At 29.9% G+C, this 17,271-nt stretch carries 15 protein-coding genes; all 15 read right to left on the reverse strand.

Features of this window, described 5'->3' with window-relative positions; all coding sequences use genetic code 11:
• Positions 1–2,091, reverse strand: coding sequence for a DNA mismatch repair endonuclease MutL (mutL, locus tag DWW96_RS04665; RefSeq protein WP_117909414.1), 2,091 nt, complete (start codon positions 2,089–2,091; stop codon positions 1–3).
• Positions 2,092–4,734 carry a DNA mismatch repair protein MutS gene (gene mutS / locus DWW96_RS04670; RefSeq protein WP_022089615.1) on the reverse strand — a complete coding sequence of 881 codons (2,643 nt, stop codon included), beginning with the start codon at positions 4,732–4,734 and terminating at the stop codon, positions 2,092–2,094. It abuts the gene before it with no gap.
• Between the two features lies 1 nt (position 4,735).
• Positions 4,736–6,142 (reverse strand): tRNA (N6-isopentenyl adenosine(37)-C2)-methylthiotransferase MiaB, encoded by a 1,407-nt coding sequence (gene miaB / locus DWW96_RS04675; RefSeq protein ID WP_117909416.1) that lies wholly within the window; start codon positions 6,140–6,142, stop codon positions 4,736–4,738.
• Between the two features lie 10 nt (positions 6,143–6,152).
• Positions 6,153–6,686: a 5-formyltetrahydrofolate cyclo-ligase gene (locus DWW96_RS04680; protein ID WP_117909418.1), complete on the reverse strand. Its 534-nt coding sequence runs from the start codon at positions 6,684–6,686 to the stop codon at positions 6,153–6,155.
• Between the two features lies 1 nt (position 6,687).
• Entirely contained in the window at positions 6,688–6,894 is a 207-nt protein-coding gene (locus DWW96_RS04685; protein ID WP_022089618.1) for a DUF896 domain-containing protein, read from the reverse strand.
• A 19-nt stretch (positions 6,895–6,913) separates the two neighbouring features.
• Positions 6,914–8,101: a hypothetical protein gene (locus DWW96_RS04690; protein ID WP_117909420.1), complete on the reverse strand. Its 1,188-nt coding sequence runs from the start codon at positions 8,099–8,101 to the stop codon at positions 6,914–6,916.
• A 146-nt stretch (positions 8,102–8,247) separates the two neighbouring features.
• Positions 8,248–9,825, reverse strand: coding sequence for an FAD-dependent protein (locus tag DWW96_RS04695; protein WP_117909421.1), 1,578 nt, complete (start codon positions 9,823–9,825; stop codon positions 8,248–8,250).
• Positions 9,812–11,011, reverse strand: coding sequence for an NAD(P)/FAD-dependent oxidoreductase (locus DWW96_RS04700; RefSeq protein ID WP_117909423.1), 1,200 nt, complete (start codon positions 11,009–11,011; stop codon positions 9,812–9,814). The genes DWW96_RS04695 and DWW96_RS04700 overlap by 14 nt, the downstream gene beginning before the upstream one ends.
• 12 nt (positions 11,012–11,023) lie before the next feature.
• A complete protein-coding gene (locus DWW96_RS04705; protein ID WP_022088420.1) occupies positions 11,024–11,347 on the reverse strand; it encodes a hypothetical protein in 324 nt (107 codons plus the stop codon).
• Positions 11,348–11,395: 48 nt separating this feature from the next.
• Positions 11,396–13,060, reverse strand: coding sequence for a polysaccharide biosynthesis protein (locus DWW96_RS04710; RefSeq protein ID WP_117909425.1), 1,665 nt, complete (start codon positions 13,058–13,060; stop codon positions 11,396–11,398).
• A gap of 13 nt (positions 13,061–13,073) precedes the next feature.
• The gene (locus DWW96_RS04715; RefSeq protein ID WP_117909427.1) at positions 13,074–13,451 is read right to left on the reverse strand and encodes a cytidine deaminase; all 378 of its coding nucleotides are present in this window, start codon (positions 13,449–13,451) and stop codon (positions 13,074–13,076) included.
• A gap of 11 nt (positions 13,452–13,462) precedes the next feature.
• Entirely contained in the window at positions 13,463–14,557 is a 1,095-nt protein-coding gene (locus DWW96_RS04720; protein ID WP_117909429.1) for a DUF3048 domain-containing protein, read from the reverse strand.
• Between the two features lie 2 nt (positions 14,558–14,559).
• Positions 14,560–15,063, reverse strand: coding sequence for an rRNA maturation RNase YbeY (ybeY, locus tag DWW96_RS04725; RefSeq protein ID WP_117909431.1), 504 nt, complete (start codon positions 15,061–15,063; stop codon positions 14,560–14,562).
• The gene (locus tag DWW96_RS04730; protein ID WP_022088415.1) at positions 15,063–16,052 is read right to left on the reverse strand and encodes a PhoH family protein; all 990 of its coding nucleotides are present in this window, start codon (positions 16,050–16,052) and stop codon (positions 15,063–15,065) included. The genes ybeY and DWW96_RS04730 overlap by 1 nt, the downstream gene beginning before the upstream one ends.
• Positions 16,039–17,220, reverse strand: a complete 1,182-nt coding sequence (locus DWW96_RS04735) for a sporulation protein YqfD (protein ID WP_117909433.1) — start codon at positions 17,218–17,220, stop codon at positions 16,039–16,041. The genes DWW96_RS04730 and DWW96_RS04735 overlap by 14 nt, the downstream gene beginning before the upstream one ends.
• Positions 17,221–17,271: the final 51 nt, after the last annotated feature.

The raw sequence follows: 17,271 nt of genomic DNA on the forward strand, positions 1-17,271 counted from the left end.
CTAAATTATTCGTTTAAACTTCTTTTCAAGTTCGTATTTTGATAATGAAATGATTGTTGGTCTTCCATGAGGACAGTTGAATGGATTTTCAAGTTTTAACAGTTGGTCAATTAAAGAATCCATTTCTGCATAACTTAATTTGTTATTTCCCTTAACTGCTGCTTTACATGACATTGACGCAATTTTTTCTGTTAATAGTTCAGAATTTAATTTTGTTGTCTGTTCTGACAAATTATCAATAAGGTTCATCAATACCTCTCTTGCATCTAATGTATATAAATCAGCCGGGATACCTCTTACTGCAAAATCCTGACCACCAAATTCCTCTATTTCATAACCTATTTCTCTGAAATTATCTATAAATTTTCCTAAAAGTTGTGCTTCAAGCATGCTTAGATTTAAAATTATAGGAGGATTAACCATTTGAGTGTTAATTTCTTTATTTTTTAAACCAGCCATAATTTTTTCAAACATAACTTTTTCATGAGCCGCATGTTGGTCAATGATGTACATTTTATCTTCGTACTCAACAATCCAGTATGTATCAAATACCTGCCCTATTATTTTATGTTTTTTTCTTGCTGTATCTGTCAAAAAGTTATCTTCAAAAAGATTCATTGTCATATCTTTTGAAGTTTTTGGAACATCAAATCTGGTTTTAACATTTACGGCTTTTTCTTCTGGAATTAATGCGTTTTCCATATTAGATGTATTATCTACAGATATATCTTCCTTAGTTATTTGATTTGACTCTTTGTTCCTAATAGTTACTGATATTTCTTTGTTATCATGATTATTTTTTAGGAAATCTTTATTCTCAACTATAACATTAGAATTATTTTCAATATTATAGTTTACATCATTTATATTATCGCTATTATTAGTAATATCTGATTTAAAATTACTATCTGATTGTTTTATATCGGATTGTTTGTTGTAATTTACTTCCTCTGAAATAAAATTATCTGATTTATTAACATCAGATTCAATGTTATTTTTTCTTTCATTCTCATCTGTTCTTTTTGTTTCAAATGGCTCAGGCGCCTTTATTGCAACAGGAATATCCTCTTTTTCTTCTGTAAGTTTAACCTGTGGAATCTTCGGCTTCTCAATAATTGCTTCAGATAAAACTTCCACAATCCATGGATATAAATCTTTTCCATTTCTAAATCTAAGTTCCATTTTAGACGGATGAACGTTTACATCTAAAAGGTCTGAATTAATTTTCAAATGCAAGACTGTAAAAGGATATTTATGTTGCATCATAACAGGTGCAAACGCCTCTTCTATCGCTTTTGTTAAAATAGTACTTTTAATATATCTTCCATTTACAAAATAATTCTCAAATGTTCGGTTTCCTTTAGAAATTAATGGCTTTCCGATGAAACCTTTAAGATGTGCAAATTCACATTCTTCATTTATTTCTATTAAATTATTAGTTATTTCTCTACCATATATATTATAAATTACATCTTTCAAATTACCGTTTCCCGGAGTATGTAACTTAGGTTGTCCATTATTTATGAAATTAATGGCTATTTCAGGATGCGAAAGTGCTATCCTTTCAACAATTTCTGAAATATATCCGGCTTCAGTCTGAGGAGTTTTTAAAAATTTTCTTCTTGCAGGAGTATTGAAAAAAATATTTCTTACAAGAAATGTTGTTCCATCAGGAGCACCTATTTCTTCGAGTCCTTTTTCCTTTCCTCCTTCTATAGTATATTTACATCCAACAAATGAATCTTGTGTTTTTGTAATTAACTCTACCTGACATACAGCTGCGATACTTGAAAGGGCTTCACCTCTAAAACCAAGAGAAGAAACGACCATTAAATCTTCGACAGATTTAATTTTACTTGTAGCATGTCTCAAAAATGCAGTTTTAATATCATCTCTATCAATACCACATCCGTTGTCTGTAATTCTTATAAGTTTAGTGCCACCATCTTTAATTTCAACACTAATTTTATCAGCACCCGCATCAATTGAATTTTCCATAAGCTCTTTTACAATCGATGCCGGCCTGTCAATTACTTCTCCGGCAGCTATTTGATTAATTGTATTTTGATCTAATAATTTAATATTGCTCATTTACCATCTATTCCTTAATTTGTTCTGTATTTTATACAAATGATTTAAAGCATCTATTGGTGTCATAGTTCCTAAATCAAGTTCTTCAATTTCAGTGATAATATCATCTTCTTTTACTGTATCAAACAAAGACATCTGATGTAGTTCAACATTATCATTTACTCCTTTTATGGAATTTCCGGGAGTCATATTTGCGGCAATTTCCTTTGCTTTAGCTGTTATATCTGCATTTGATAATTCAGCAACAAGTTCTTTTGCTCTATTTATAACACTATCAGGAACACCGGCTAATTTGGCAACCTGTATACCATAACTTTTATCTGCTCCGCCCTTAACAATTTTACGTAAAAATACAATATTATCGCCCTGCTCTTTTACGCTGATGCAATAGTTATTTACACCTTTCATAGTTCCTTCAAGTTCAGTTAATTCATGATAATGAGTTGCGAATAATGTTTTTGCACCAAGTAATTTTATATCACATATATGTTCAACTACCGCCCATGCAATACTTAATCCATCAAAAGTACTTGTTCCTCGACCTATTTCATCAAGAATCAACAAGCTTTTTGGTGTTGCATTTCTAAGAATATTAGCAACTTCTGTCATTTCAACCATAAAAGTACTTTGACCGCTTGCTAAATCGTCAGATGCCCCTACTCTTGTAAATATTTTGTCGCACACGCCTATATTTGCACTCGTTGCCGGAACAAATGAGCCAATCTGAGCCATAAGAGTAATAAGTGCTGTCTGTCTCATATATGTTGATTTTCCGGCCATGTTTGGGCCTGTAATAATTGATACACGATTATTATTCATATCTAAATATGTATCATTAGTTACAAACATACTGTCAGGCATCATTTTTTCAACGACAGGATGTCGGCCGTTTTTAATGTCTATAATACCTTTTTCATTTATGTTAGGTTTAACATAATTATTATGTTCAGCAACATATGCTAATGAAGCAAATACATCAATTTTTGCTAATGCTTTTGCAGTAGTCTGTATTCTAACAACCTGTGATGATATCTCATCTCTTATTTCACTAAATATATTATATTCTAATGAAAATAATTTATCTTCTGCACCTAATATTACATCTTCTAATTGTTTTAATTCATCAGTTGTGTATCGTTCTGAATTGGTCAATGTTTGTTTTCTTACATAATAATCCGGGACTAAATCCTTATACGAATTTGTAACATCAAGATAATATCCAAATACTTTATTGTATTTTATTTTAAGTCCTTTAATACCTGTCTTTTCTTTTTCTTTAGTCTCAAGTTCTGCAAGCCATGTTTTTCCTTCTGTTTTAGCTTTTCGTAATCTGTCAACCTCTTCATTATATCCTTCTTTAATAATTCCCCCCTCTTTGATATTAATTGGTGGATCTTCGTTTATTGAATTATCTATCAATGAAGTAATATCATCTAAAACATCTAATTCTTCTGTAATTTCTTTAAAAAGAGGACTCTTAAAATCCTGTATTACCGTTTTTATATGTGGCAACATTTTTAAAGAATTAAGCAAAGCTATTAAATCTCTTGGATTAGCTGATTTATATGCTACTTTACTTATAAGTCTTTCTAAATCGTATATTGGAGAAAGATATTCTCTTAATTCATCCCTTGTAATTAAAGATTTATTTAATTCCTCGATTGCTTTTTGTCTTTTTATAATAGATTCTTTATCAATTAACGGCTGTTCTATATAGCTTCTTAGCATTCTTGCACCCATAGCCGTTTTTGTCTTATCGAGCACCCATAAAAGAGATCCTCGTTTTTGTTTTTCACGTAATGTTTCACATAACTCCAAATTTCTTCTGGTAGAAGTATCTAATATCATAAATTTATTCGTTGAATAAGGAATTATCTGAGTTAAATGAGATAGTGAGTTTTTTTGCGTTTCTGTTAAATACTGCATTAGAGCACCGGCAGCATTTGTTCCAACATCATAATTATCAATTCCTAATGCTGATAAATCATAAACCTTGAAATGATCAGTTAATGCTTTTTTACACATATCATCATCAAAATACCATGATTCTAACTGGAATAATGTGATATTTAATCTGTTTTTTAAATCGTCAATATCAATTCCTGTAAGTAAAAATGCATCATTGCATATTATTTCACTTGGCATGAATTTATAGATTTCATCAAGTAATGCCCTGTTGTTTTCAACTTCAGTGACAAAAAAATCTCCTGTTGTAATATCTACAATAGCTATTCCAAAACAATTTTCCACACATACAATAGACATTAAATAATTATTTTTAGTTTCATCTAATGCAGATGTGTTTAGATTTGTTCCGGGAGTAACAATTCGGACAACTTCTCTTTTTACAATTCCTTTTGCTGTTGCAGGATCCTCGACCTGCTCAACAATCGCAACCTTATATCCTTTTGTTACAAGTTTGTTTAAATAAGAATCTACAGCGTGATAAGGGACACCACACATTGGCGCCCTTTCTTCTAAGCCGCAGTTTTTTCCTGTTAAAGTGATTTCAAGTTCTTTTGATGCTGTAATAGCATCTTCAAAAAACATTTCATAAAAGTCACCTAAACGGTAAAAAATAATGCAATCCTTATATTGTTTTTTAGTTTCTAAGTATTGTTGCATCATTGGTGTAATACTCATATTATGCCTCTATTTCTCCAAAATAATAAAATCCTTTGGCTTTTAGTAATTTAACTTTTAATTCCTGACCAATTAAATCCTTAGTTCCCTTAAAATGAACTACCGTGTTGTTGCTTAATCGTCCTGTAATTAATTCATGGTCATGGCTGTTTACTTCTTCTGCCATAACTAATTGTGTTGTTCCTTCATATTTGGCAGTTTTCTTTGATGATATTTCATTTACAACTTTTAAAAGTCTGTCAAATCTATCTTTAACTACATCCTGTGGAACCTGATTTTCCATTTCTGCAGCAGGTGTTCCCGAACGCTTTGAATAAATAAATGTAAATGCACTGTCATATTGAACTTTCTTAACAACATCTAGTGTTTCATTAAAATCTTCTTCTGTCTCACCGGGAAAACCAACAATGATATCTGTTGAAATTCCAATATCAGGAATTGCTTTTCTTAATTTATCTACGATTTCAAGATAATGCTGTTTGTCATAATGCCTGTTCATTATTTTTAATAAACGGTCGCTTCCTGACTGTAATGGCAAATGCATCTGCTTGCAAATTTTTTTAGAATGAGCCATTACATCAATTAATTCATCAGACAAATCCTTTGGATGACTCGTCATAAATCTAACTCTCTTTAGACCGTCTATTTTTTCAATTTCCTGTAAAAGCTGTGCAAATGTCATTGGATTTTCTAATGTCTTACCATATGAATTAACATTTTGACCTAACAACATTATTTCAACTACACCTTCACTAACTAATTTCTTGATTTCATTAATTATATCTTCAGGTTTTCTGCTTCTTTCCCTTCCTCTAACATATGGTACAATACAGTAACTACAAAAATTGTTACATCCATACATTATATTAACTCCGGATTTAAAACTGTATTTTCTTTCACTAGGTAAATCTTCTACTATTTCTGTTGTACCCTGCCATATATCAATTACAGATTTTTGACCTGAAAGTCTTTCATATAATAATTCTGCTAACTTAAAAATGTTATGTGTACCAAAGATTAAGTCAACAAATTTATAACTCTTTTTGATTTTTTCAACAACATGTTCTTCCTGCATCATGCATCCGCATAAACCTATAATCATATTGCTGTTTTCTTTTTTTAATTTTGATAAATATCCTAATCTTCCGTATATTTTTAAATTAGCATTTTCACGTACAGTACATGTATTATAAAGTACTAAATCAGCATGTTCATCTTCTGTTTCTTCATATCCGATTTCATTAAGAATACCTATAAGTTTCTCTGAATCTTTGAAATTCATCTGACATCCAAATGTTGCTACACATGCCTTTAATTTTCTTCCTAATTCTTTTTCTCTATTAGAAATTATTTCTTTACATTTAGCTATGTAATAAGCCTGCTTTTCTGTTTCATTTACAAAATTCACTTTATTTCTCCTAAACTATCTGATTTGTTATTATGGTATCTAAATTGATATCATTTTCATGCTGCTTAAGTTCATCCACAATTTGGAAATTAAACCCTACACCGATTTTATATGTATCTATATTTTTTAAATATCTGTCATAAAAGCCTGCGCCATATCCAATTCGCTTTCCTTCTTTAGTAAATGCAAGTCCCGGAACTATAACAATATCCGGTTTAGGTGCAATATTATCTGTGACAGGTTCAGGTATTTTCATATAGCCTTTTTTTAACTGATTAAAATCAGTAATTGTATAAAATGTCATGTCGTTTCCAATTACTTTTGGAAGTGCAAGAATTTTACCTTTATTTAAGCAGTCACTCATAAGCAATGTCATATCAACTTCATTATTTACACTACAATAGCAGTAAACAACTTTACTGCTATTATAAATTTTGCTATTTATTATTGTATTATTGATTTCCAAATTATAAAGTTCAAATTTTTGGTAATCAAGAGATAATCTTTTTTGCTTTATTTCTTTTCTAAGAATGTTTAAATCCATTTTAATGTCCTTTAGGTTTTAAATCCACAATTGTTCCATCAGGATTTTTAATTTTTACATTTTTTAATTCACCTTTTAAATTACCAATAACAGCCATTCTATATTCTGTACGCAACTGTTCCTGTTCTTTCTTTTCACTGTCAGTTAATCCTTCTGCTTTAGATTTTCTTGCCAATTCATTTATTCTCTTTATTTTCTTCTGGTCCATTTTTTCTTTTCCTTTTATTTTATTTTAGAAATATATATGTAGTATCACTATTTGCCGCGATTGCACCAATAAAATACCCTTTTTCTTCAAGCAATACTTCTGTCGAAGGGAATTTCTGAATTGCAACATATTCATATTCTTTGCCAAATAAAGGCTTTTTCTCATTGACACTTGCAATGAGATTATTATTAATGAAAACTATCTTTTCTTTATTACTGTAAACTGCATCAACCTCGTTAGTCTCTAAATTAAGAAATTGGCTTTTAGAATCTTTGTCAATTTTAACATATGGTGTTCCGTTAATTAATATAGCATTTGCTCTTGTTGAACTTCCGGTTTTTGTTTTGTTAATACATGTATATTCTTCTTTGCTTTCAAGATTATAAAAGCAAATCGTTTCTTCATCCTTATTAAAATCGAATGTAGAATATAACAAATAATTATTCTGAACCTCAGCAAATACTAATGTAGTATCATAGTATGCCTGGGCTATTGACGGGATAACCATATGTGTCTGTTCAAGTAATAAATCCGATATAAATTGCTGAATGTTTATTACCATTAAAGTTTCAACAGCTGCTTCTTCTTTTTCGAGTAAATCATGCTTATTCTCATCAAATAAAGAGTATCCTGTTTTCATAATACATGAATTTTCGTTATATGGAATCATAAATTCAATTCCATTGTTAATTAAATTTTCATCGTTGATTTTATATTGCTTATTATCTACAAAATTAAATAAAATAGATGAAAAATCAAAAAATCCGGCATAATTATCTTTATAATTTCCTCTTGGAATTGCCCTTTGTATTATTAAATTAGATTCATTTAATATATATATTTTTATTTGTTTTTTATCAGGATATAGATTTAAATTATCCTTTAAGGTAATTATTTTTAAATATGTATCATCAATATAATTATATTTAATTATATTTAAATTGTAATTTCCATCATATTGATCATCGAATTCAGTAAAATAAATATAATCTGACTGAAACTGACAGTCTGTAATATTAAAAACCTGTAGTTTTTCGCTTCTTGGAAGAATTTCTTTTCTTATATTATCTTCTAAATGATACACGAAATAGTGTACTTTTTTAATATTGCTAAACTTACTATCTTCAAATTCTTTTTCAAGAATTATATCATCTTTTAAATGAATTCCATTAAAATATTCTGATTGGGCTAAAAATCTAATGTTCATTATGACTCCTCACGCGTTTATATAACGAAATTTTTACAAACTAAATCATACTACAAAATTGAAAAAAGGTCTATATTTTCATTTTTAGATATGTATACTCAAAATTGCAAACCTTTAATCTGAATAAAATTGTTCAAATAATAATGCTATGGTCTGAATTCAGAAATAATCGATTCAAACACCTTTATACCATCAATAGCTGCACTTGTAATGCCTCCGGCATAACCTGCCCCTTCACCACAAGGATAAATACCTTTAAATACTGATTGAAAATCGTCTTCTCTTATAATTCTTACAGGTGATGACGTTCTGCTTTCAATCGCCGCAAATACAGTATCTTTATTATCAAATCCCTGTATTTTCTTGCCAAAATATGGCATTGCCTCTTCTATTGAATCGCAAATGTGCTTAGGTAATACATTTTTTATATTTGCAAAAGAATATTTTCCTTTTATGTCAGGAATAACATTTCCAAATTCATGACTGATTTTGTTATTTACAAAGTCACCATATAGTTGAACAGGAATTGCACCTTTTCCTTCATAAAATGCTTTTTCTTCTAATTCACGTTGTAAATACATTCCTGCTAATGGATGTTTACTTTCAAAATCGTTTGGGGTAATAGTTGTAACTATCGCACTGTTTGCATTTTTACCATCTCGAGCGCTATAACTCATACCATTGACAGCTAAACGTTTGTCTTCAGAAGAAGCGTTAACCACGCATCCTCCCGGACACATACAAAAGGAATATACACCTCTTTTGTTCTTTGTATTGTATGTTAATTTATATGGTGCAGCAGGCAAACTTTCACAATCATCAACTCCATATTGTGATTTATTTATCATATCCTGTAAATGCTCAACACGAACTCCTATTGCAAATGGTTTTTGTTCCATTGGAAATGATTTGTTATATAGCATTTCGAAAGTATCTCTTGCGCTATGACCTATAGCCAAAATACATATTTGACTCTGAATTTTTTCTGAATTATTGATTTCTAAATTATAAAAATCACCTTCTTTTTCGATGTTAGTAAGCTTACTTTCAAACAATATTTTTCCACCAAGTGATTCTATTTCTTTCCTTAAGTTTTTTACAACAATTTGAAGAATATCTGTTCCTATGTGAGGTTTTGAATCATACATGATATTTTCGGGTGCACCACATTTTACAAATGTTTCCAGGACAAAATTCTGACGACCGTTTTTATCTTTAATTCCTGTGTTTAATTTCCCATCAGAAAAAGTTCCCGCGCCACCTTCTCCAAATTGAACATTTGACTCTGTATTTAATTTACCGGTTTTCCAAAATTCTTCAACATCTATAATTCTACTGTCAACATCCTTGCCTCTTTCAATTATTATAGGATTATAACCTGCTTTCGCTAAAAGATAGCCACAAAACATTCCGGCCGGACCAAATCCTACAACAACAGGTGGATTTTCTAATTTTTTATTACCCGTAACATTATATATGTATTTTTCTTCCTTTTTTACAATAGAAACATCTTTAGGTAATTTTTTTAAATTGCATTTATTTAATTCTAATTGAACAGCATATATATATATTGGTGATTTTCTTGCATCAATTGATTTTTTTATAATTTTATATGACACAAGGTTGTTTTTTTGTGTATGAGCTTTTTTAAGCGCTTCCTTAACAACATCATCTATACTATGCTTAATATTCATCTTAATTTGATTGACTTTAATTTTTATCATATAAACAACTCTTTCCTGCAATTGCACCGCTTGACCATGCAAATTGTAAATTATAACCGCCACATAAACCGTTAATATCGACCACTTCACCTGCAAAATACAAGTTTTTTACAAGTTCAGATTCCATTGTTTTAGGATTTATTTCTGATAAATCAACTCCTCCACACGTAACCTGAGCCTGCTCGTAATCTCTCGTATCTATTGCTTTAAATTCAAATTTTTTTATAAAATTTATTATATTTGAAATAAAATATTCAGAATCTTTTTTACAATTATTAACTACTATTTCATAAATACCATTAGCTATTTTTGAAGGTAACATTCCTTTTAAAGCATATAATACACTTTTTCCGTTATCTTTTTGTGTAATAATAAATTTTTCAATATCCTCACTCTTAATATCAGGTAAAAAGTCAACTGTTATTTCAACATCTTTTTCTAAATTTATAACTCTTGAAATATAATTACAGCAATTAAATATAGGAATTCCTGATAAACCATAATCAGTAAATTGCACTTCTCCGGTTTCCTTATACACTGATGCTCCTTCTATAAAAGCTGTTACAGTTGCTTTAGTTCTTACGCCCGCAAAAGATTTACAGATTTTATTTTTGCATACAATTCCTGTTAATCCGGGAACCTGTTTAATTATATTATGGCCAAACATTTTTGCATAACTGTATCCACTTCCATCAGAACCGGTTTTTGCAGCAGACTTTCCACCAGTTGCAATTATAAGCTTGTCGGCTATAATTTCTTTATTATTACCCTTAATTATAAATTTATCATCTTTTCTATGCATTCTTGTAATATGAAAATCAGTAATTAATTTTACATTTCTTTTATACAATTCACTTTGCAGCACATCTATAACCGATGCAGCCTGTTCACTCATAGGATAATAATATCCATTTTTTTCTTTTAACATTAAACCGCAATTATAGAAAAATTTTTTTGTATCTTCTACAGAAAATTCGTTTAACACTACATCTGCAAAGTCCTGATTATTATATTTTTCTTTTGAAACTGATTCATTAGTCAAATTGCATTTTCCATTACCGGAGATTCTTATTTTAGAACCTATTTTTGATGTGTGTTCTAAAATAAAAACCTCATTATTTTCATTTGCTACATTTATTGCAGACATCATTCCTGCCGCTCCGGCACCGATTATACATATTTTCATTGTAAATATTCCTCAACTGGTATTAGCCTCAAGAAATTTAAATAATTCTTCTGCTGTATCAAAGTAAAAACCTTCAGCTAAAACATCCTGCTCTTTTTTTGACAAACTGGACACTGGTATTTCTGTGGATGCAACAACAGTTGCTCTATCATTTTCAAATACTACAATGTATCCTTCCACTGATTGCAACCAATAGCCTTCTTTTTCTATTACTTTAGCATTAGTCTGAGAATTATTCTTCTTTGATTGTTTATCTGTTCCAATATTATATCCAATTACAAATGTTGCAACAATTACAGCTGCAACTAAACAAAAAATATATGCACGCTTGTTCATAAATAAACTCCTTTGCATATATTTTTTACCGTTTTATATTTTTATATACTACAGCAGATGAATTTTTTTACATATTTTAATAATCATAGTTCCTTTTGGAACAGATTCCAATTCATTTTCTGTAACAATTTTCGTTTTAATAACCATAATTCCATATACTGCAATAGCTACACATATAGCGATTAACGTTGATATTGTATTACTTCCGATTAATTTATGGAATAATAAATAAACTAAATAACAACATATAGACATAATTACCGATGAAATTATAGGTTTAACAAATGTATTTTTTATTTCCTGTGTATAGCCTGTATAATTTTTTATTGAATATGAATTTAATACACATACAGTCATTGCAAATGTGAAATCACCTATTACAACAGCGTATATTCCTAATTTGAATACAACGAGTAATAAAGGCAAAATAACTAAATGAATACCTAATGAAATTGCTGAATTCTTAATAGGAACATTCAATTTATCAATTCCCTGTAATATTGAATTACTGATTGTTGATAAAGAAAATGCCGTAACTGTAAATACACTAAACATCATCATGTAAACAATCATATCATTACTCAAATTAGGAAATAGCATTTTGTTGATTGGTCCACCTAATACTGATAATCCAAAGCCACAAGGCAGGGCAATTATCATTGAAAATTTAATTGCTGAATCTATTTTATTATTTACAATTAGTTTATCACCGGCAGCATATGAACGAATCATTGACGGTACAATTGCTGCCGCTAATGCAGATGCAATAGCTATTGGCATAGTAGTAAGTACTCTATACTGTGAGCTGTATACACCCCACAATGCTAATCTTGCATCTTCTTTTAAGCCAAATTTCAACTCCATAATATTCTGGAAAATCGGATTATCCAACAAGTTGCTAATGTTATAAATTGTTGTACTTATGAGCATTGGTGTAATTGTAAATATAATCATTTTTGTTATTCTATTAAATGAATCCAATGCGCCTTTATCCTGCTTTGAAATGTCAGCTAATATATCCGACTTTCTTTTTAAGTAGATAATAATCAGGACTAAAAGAGCTGTAGCCGCACCAAGGCATGTACCTAAAGTTCCACCTGCAGCACCATATGATATTGCATTTGCTTCTGCTTTACTTTCTGATAACATTGTAGAAACAGAGTATCCATAATTTAATAATTCGTATGCTGCAAACACACTTACAAAAGCATTTACAATCTGTTCAAATATCTGAGAAATCGCAGTTGGCACCATATCTCCAAGTCCCTGCATATAACCACGGAAAACTCCTAAAATGCATGCTATTGTTAATGTAGGAGCTAATACCTTTAATGCTCTTCCGGCTGATGGAGCATGATAAAATGTTGAAGCAAGCCATTCTCCGCCAAAAAATGCAATTAATCCACATATAACACCAATTACAAGCCCGTATATTAATGCTCCTTTAAAAATTCTGTGAGCATTATTATTTTCATTTCTTCCTAATTTTTCAGAAACAAGCTTTGAGACTGCAATAGGCATACTTTGTGATGATAATAAAATTAAAATATTATACACATCATAAGCCGTGCCATAACATCCCATGCCTTTTTCACCTAAAATATTAGTTAAAGGAACACGATATATTAAACCTATAACTCTTACTAATAAACCTGCTACAGCTAAAATACTTCCTTGTAGAAGAAAGCTGCTTTTTATTTTTTTCTTTGACATTGAAATCTCCTAATTACATACGAAAACTTTCCGGCATCAAGTCAGAAAGTTTGTATTCTCTTATTTCCTTATCATTAGTTACAACAATTATTCCATTTTCATCCATAAATTCTGTCATAACCTGTCTGCATATTCCGCATGGATACGCAAAATTGTGCGTAGAACATACAATTACTATTTTGTCAATTTTTGTACATCCATCTGATACAGCTTTGAAAATAGCACATCTTTCAGCACATATAGTTGCGCCGAAAGATGCATTTTCAATATTACATCCTATGTAAATTTTTTCACCACATAAGGCAACTGCTCCTACATTAAATTTACTGTAAGGTGCGTATGAATTTTTCATTGCCTCATATGCTTTTGATATCAACTCATCATTACTCATAATACTCACTCTTATTTTGAAATTTTTACATTATCAGAATATTCATTCTGAACCATGCAAATCCATGTTTTACCATCATTTAAAACAATTTCATTTCCTGATTTATCTAAATATGTAGTTCTTCCAAGCTTGTCTGATTTATTCCAAGTAATTTTTTCAGCCTTACCGTTTGTAATATACCAACCTTTTCCTGAGCCTGTTAAAGTCATATCCAAACTCTTATTATCAGGATAAAGAGTAGCGTTAACATACTGAATAATTATATTAGAACAAGACAGCTGTTCATTATTCTGATCATCAATGTGTGCTTTTCCATATTGGAATCTCTTATATAATCCTGTAGCTGCATCATATTCAAACCAAGGTTTATTTATCTGGTAACCAAGTTCTACTTTATTGGCAATTTTTTTGCTTGCTAAATCTACTTTAGTTCCCTCATCAGCAAATTGAAAATGCGAACTGTAATCTTTTCTGTATTTTTTTCTATAGCCTAATTCTTTAATTCCCTTTTTAATTCCTGCACCATCAATAAAACAGTTATGTGGTGCAACTCTATCTGTTGTTCTAAAGAATATACTGTTAGCTACAGACTGATATGAACCTACATTATCAATCTTATCGCTTTTAAGAAAATCAAGTGCATATTTAGACTGACCAAAATGAACATATATTGCATCCCATTCCAAGGCAAAATAACAATAATAAATTCTGCAGCTTCTTATTGAACCAATCTTTTTAAGATCATCGTAATTTTCAAAAATACCCATTATACGTGTTATGCATCCTTCAACAGGTGCTTCATAGCACACACTTGCATTGCTAAGTCCTGAATGAGGAATTGCATTTATAATGTTATTGTACATTACGGCAACAGGTCTTCTATTACCAATTTTTTCATCTACATATTCACCGGTTAATTTACTTCTTACCTGTCCGATATGTGAATTGTCAACAGTTGTTTCTTCAATTGTTGTTTCTTCAACAGTTGTTTTTTCTTTTTTTTCAGTTTTCTTTCCTTTGCATCCTGTTACTAAAATCATGCATCCTGTTACTAAAATCATAGCTACCATGATTAATGTTAATGTTGTTAGTATCTTTTTTTGCATATTTACTCCCTCGTAATTCCTAAATTTATTAAAATATCATTTTGTTTTCTTTCCATTTCTACCCTTTCATCTTCCTCCATATGATCATATCCAAACAGATGAAGCATACTATGGGCAACAAGAAAAGCAAATTCTCTTCTAACTGAATGATTAAATTCATGCGCCTGACTTATTACACGGTCATATGAAATAACAATATCACCTAAAATTAATTCTCCGGTATCTAAATCAAAATAATCATCAATCTCATCAAAACCTGTAAAATCACCCGGCTTATCATAATCAATCATCGGAAATGATAATACGTCAGTTTCTTTGTCAATTCCTCTAAACTCGTTATTTATCTCATGAATTCTTTCATTAGTTACTATAGTTACATTGACTTCACACTCATATGGACATTTCACATAATCCACGGCTTCATTAACAACCTCTTCTATAAGTTTTTCATAATCAAGTCGTTCCTTCATTTCTTTGTCATATTCATTTTCAATATAAATATTCATTATTTCTTTTCCCTTTGTTGTTTCTTTTTTGCCATTTTTTCATCATATTCTTCATATGCTTTAACGATTTTCTGAACAAGAGGATGTCTTACAACGTCTTTGTTCGTCAAGCTAACAAAACTTATATCCTCAACTTTACTTAAAACCTTTAACGCAACATCTAATCCTGAAACAGCGTCTCTAGGTAAATCTTTTTGTGTTAAATCACCAGTCACGATTACCTTTGATCCAAAGCCGATTCTTGTTAAAAACATCTTCATCTGTGCAGGTGTAGTGTTCTGTGCTTCATCTAAGATAATAAATGCATTATCTAATGTACGTCCACGCATATATGCTAAAGGAGCAACTTCTATAATTCCCTTTTCAGAATTGTGCATAAAACTTTCTGCTCCCATTATCTGATATAACGCATCATATAAAGGACGTAAATATGGATCAACCTTGCTTTGTAAATCTCCTGGTAAAAATCCAAGATTTTCTCCTGCTTCAATAGCAGGTCTTGTCAAAATGATTCTATTTACCTCATCATTTTTTAAAGCAGTTATTGCCATTGCCATTGCAAGATATGTTTTACCTGTTCCAGCCGGACCAATTCCAAATACAATCATCTTCTTGCGTATTTCATCTACATAATGCTTCTGACCTAATGTTTTAGGCTTAACAGGCTTTCCTGCCGCAGTTCTGCATATCATATCATCATCTAATTCAACAATCGCCTGTTCGTTATCCTCAAAAGATAATGATAACGCATAATCAACATTTTGCTCTGTTATTTCATTGCCACGTAAAGATAATTTAAAAAGCTGTTCAAATACTTTTTTTGCCCTTTTGGCAGCAACTTCACCACCAATAATTTTTATTTGTGAATCTCTAGATATAATGGTGACATGAAGTGTTCTTTCTATTTTCTTTATATTTTCATCAAAATTTCCATAAATCTTTTTTTCATGCTCAGCAGGAATATCTATAATACTCTCAATCACGCTCATTAACTGTAGTTCCTTCCTCTGATATACTTAACTCTTCAAGTGACCCAAAAGGTTGAACAACTGTCACCTGTCCTTTTCCTATATATTTGTCACCGACAATCTCCATTTTAACATTTTTTTCTAGAATTTTATACCCTTTTTGTTCTAAAGTCATTAAATAATATGTAAAATCATTATCTATTAGTGTTTTTATTTGTATTTTATTCCTTTTTACTTCAACATATTTAAAAGGAATATTTGTAATTTTTGTAAATGTTACAGGCAGATAATAATTTCTCAAAAAATGAAGTTTATTTTTTTCAATCAAAATGTCTTTATTTTTGCCTTCGCCATTTAATATTGCCATATCACCAAACGAAACGTTAAAATATGAATATTTCTTTCCATATTTTTTTACTTTTTCTTTTATTTTATATTTTTTATTAAATTCATATTTAACTTTGGCATAAATTTCACCGTCAGCCTTAACATATTTCTTAGCTATAATTTCTTCAAATTCGTTATATGTATCTACTTCTCCTGAAATTAGCAAATCACCTTTTTTAACTTTGTCACCTTTCTTTACATTGCCGACACCTGTTCTTGTTATTATGCTATCTATTTGTGCATCACAATTTGCAATAATATTATACGGAGAATTTTCCTGTTCCTTTATCGTTCGATTATAATTTTCATTTACATGAATTATGAGATTTGTCCCTTTAATTTCTGAACAAACCCATGTTATATCAGAATATTTATTACGAATCTTTTTTTCTATTTCATCGCAATCAATTTTTCCTTTATATTCTCCTACATATACGTTTTGTTTTCTTATAAAATTATATAATTCATTGGAAGTATGCATTACATTGCCATCTATTGTAATGTTCCAGATAAACATAGATAATATAACTACAATCAATAAAAATGATGCTAACGAAATACCAAATATTTTTATGTATTTAATTTTTTTTATTTTATTTATATTTCCAATTTCGGAAACATTTTTAATTTCAATATTGTATTTCTCGCATTTTTCTGTTAGCCTTGCTAAATATTTTTTGTTTATAAGAAAAGTAGCTTCGTTATTTGAAATCTTAATCTCTCTATACTCTAATTCGTTAAATTTCAATAATCTTTTTATATCGTAACTATTAATGCAAATTTCTACAAAATGATATTTCATTAAGATCTCCTATTATTTTCATACAGATTTTATTATTATAATATTCGATAT

The organism is Eubacterium sp. AF17-7, assembly GCF_003461285.1.
GTDB lineage: Bacteria > Bacillota > Clostridia > Lachnospirales > Lachnospiraceae > Eubacterium_U > Eubacterium_U album.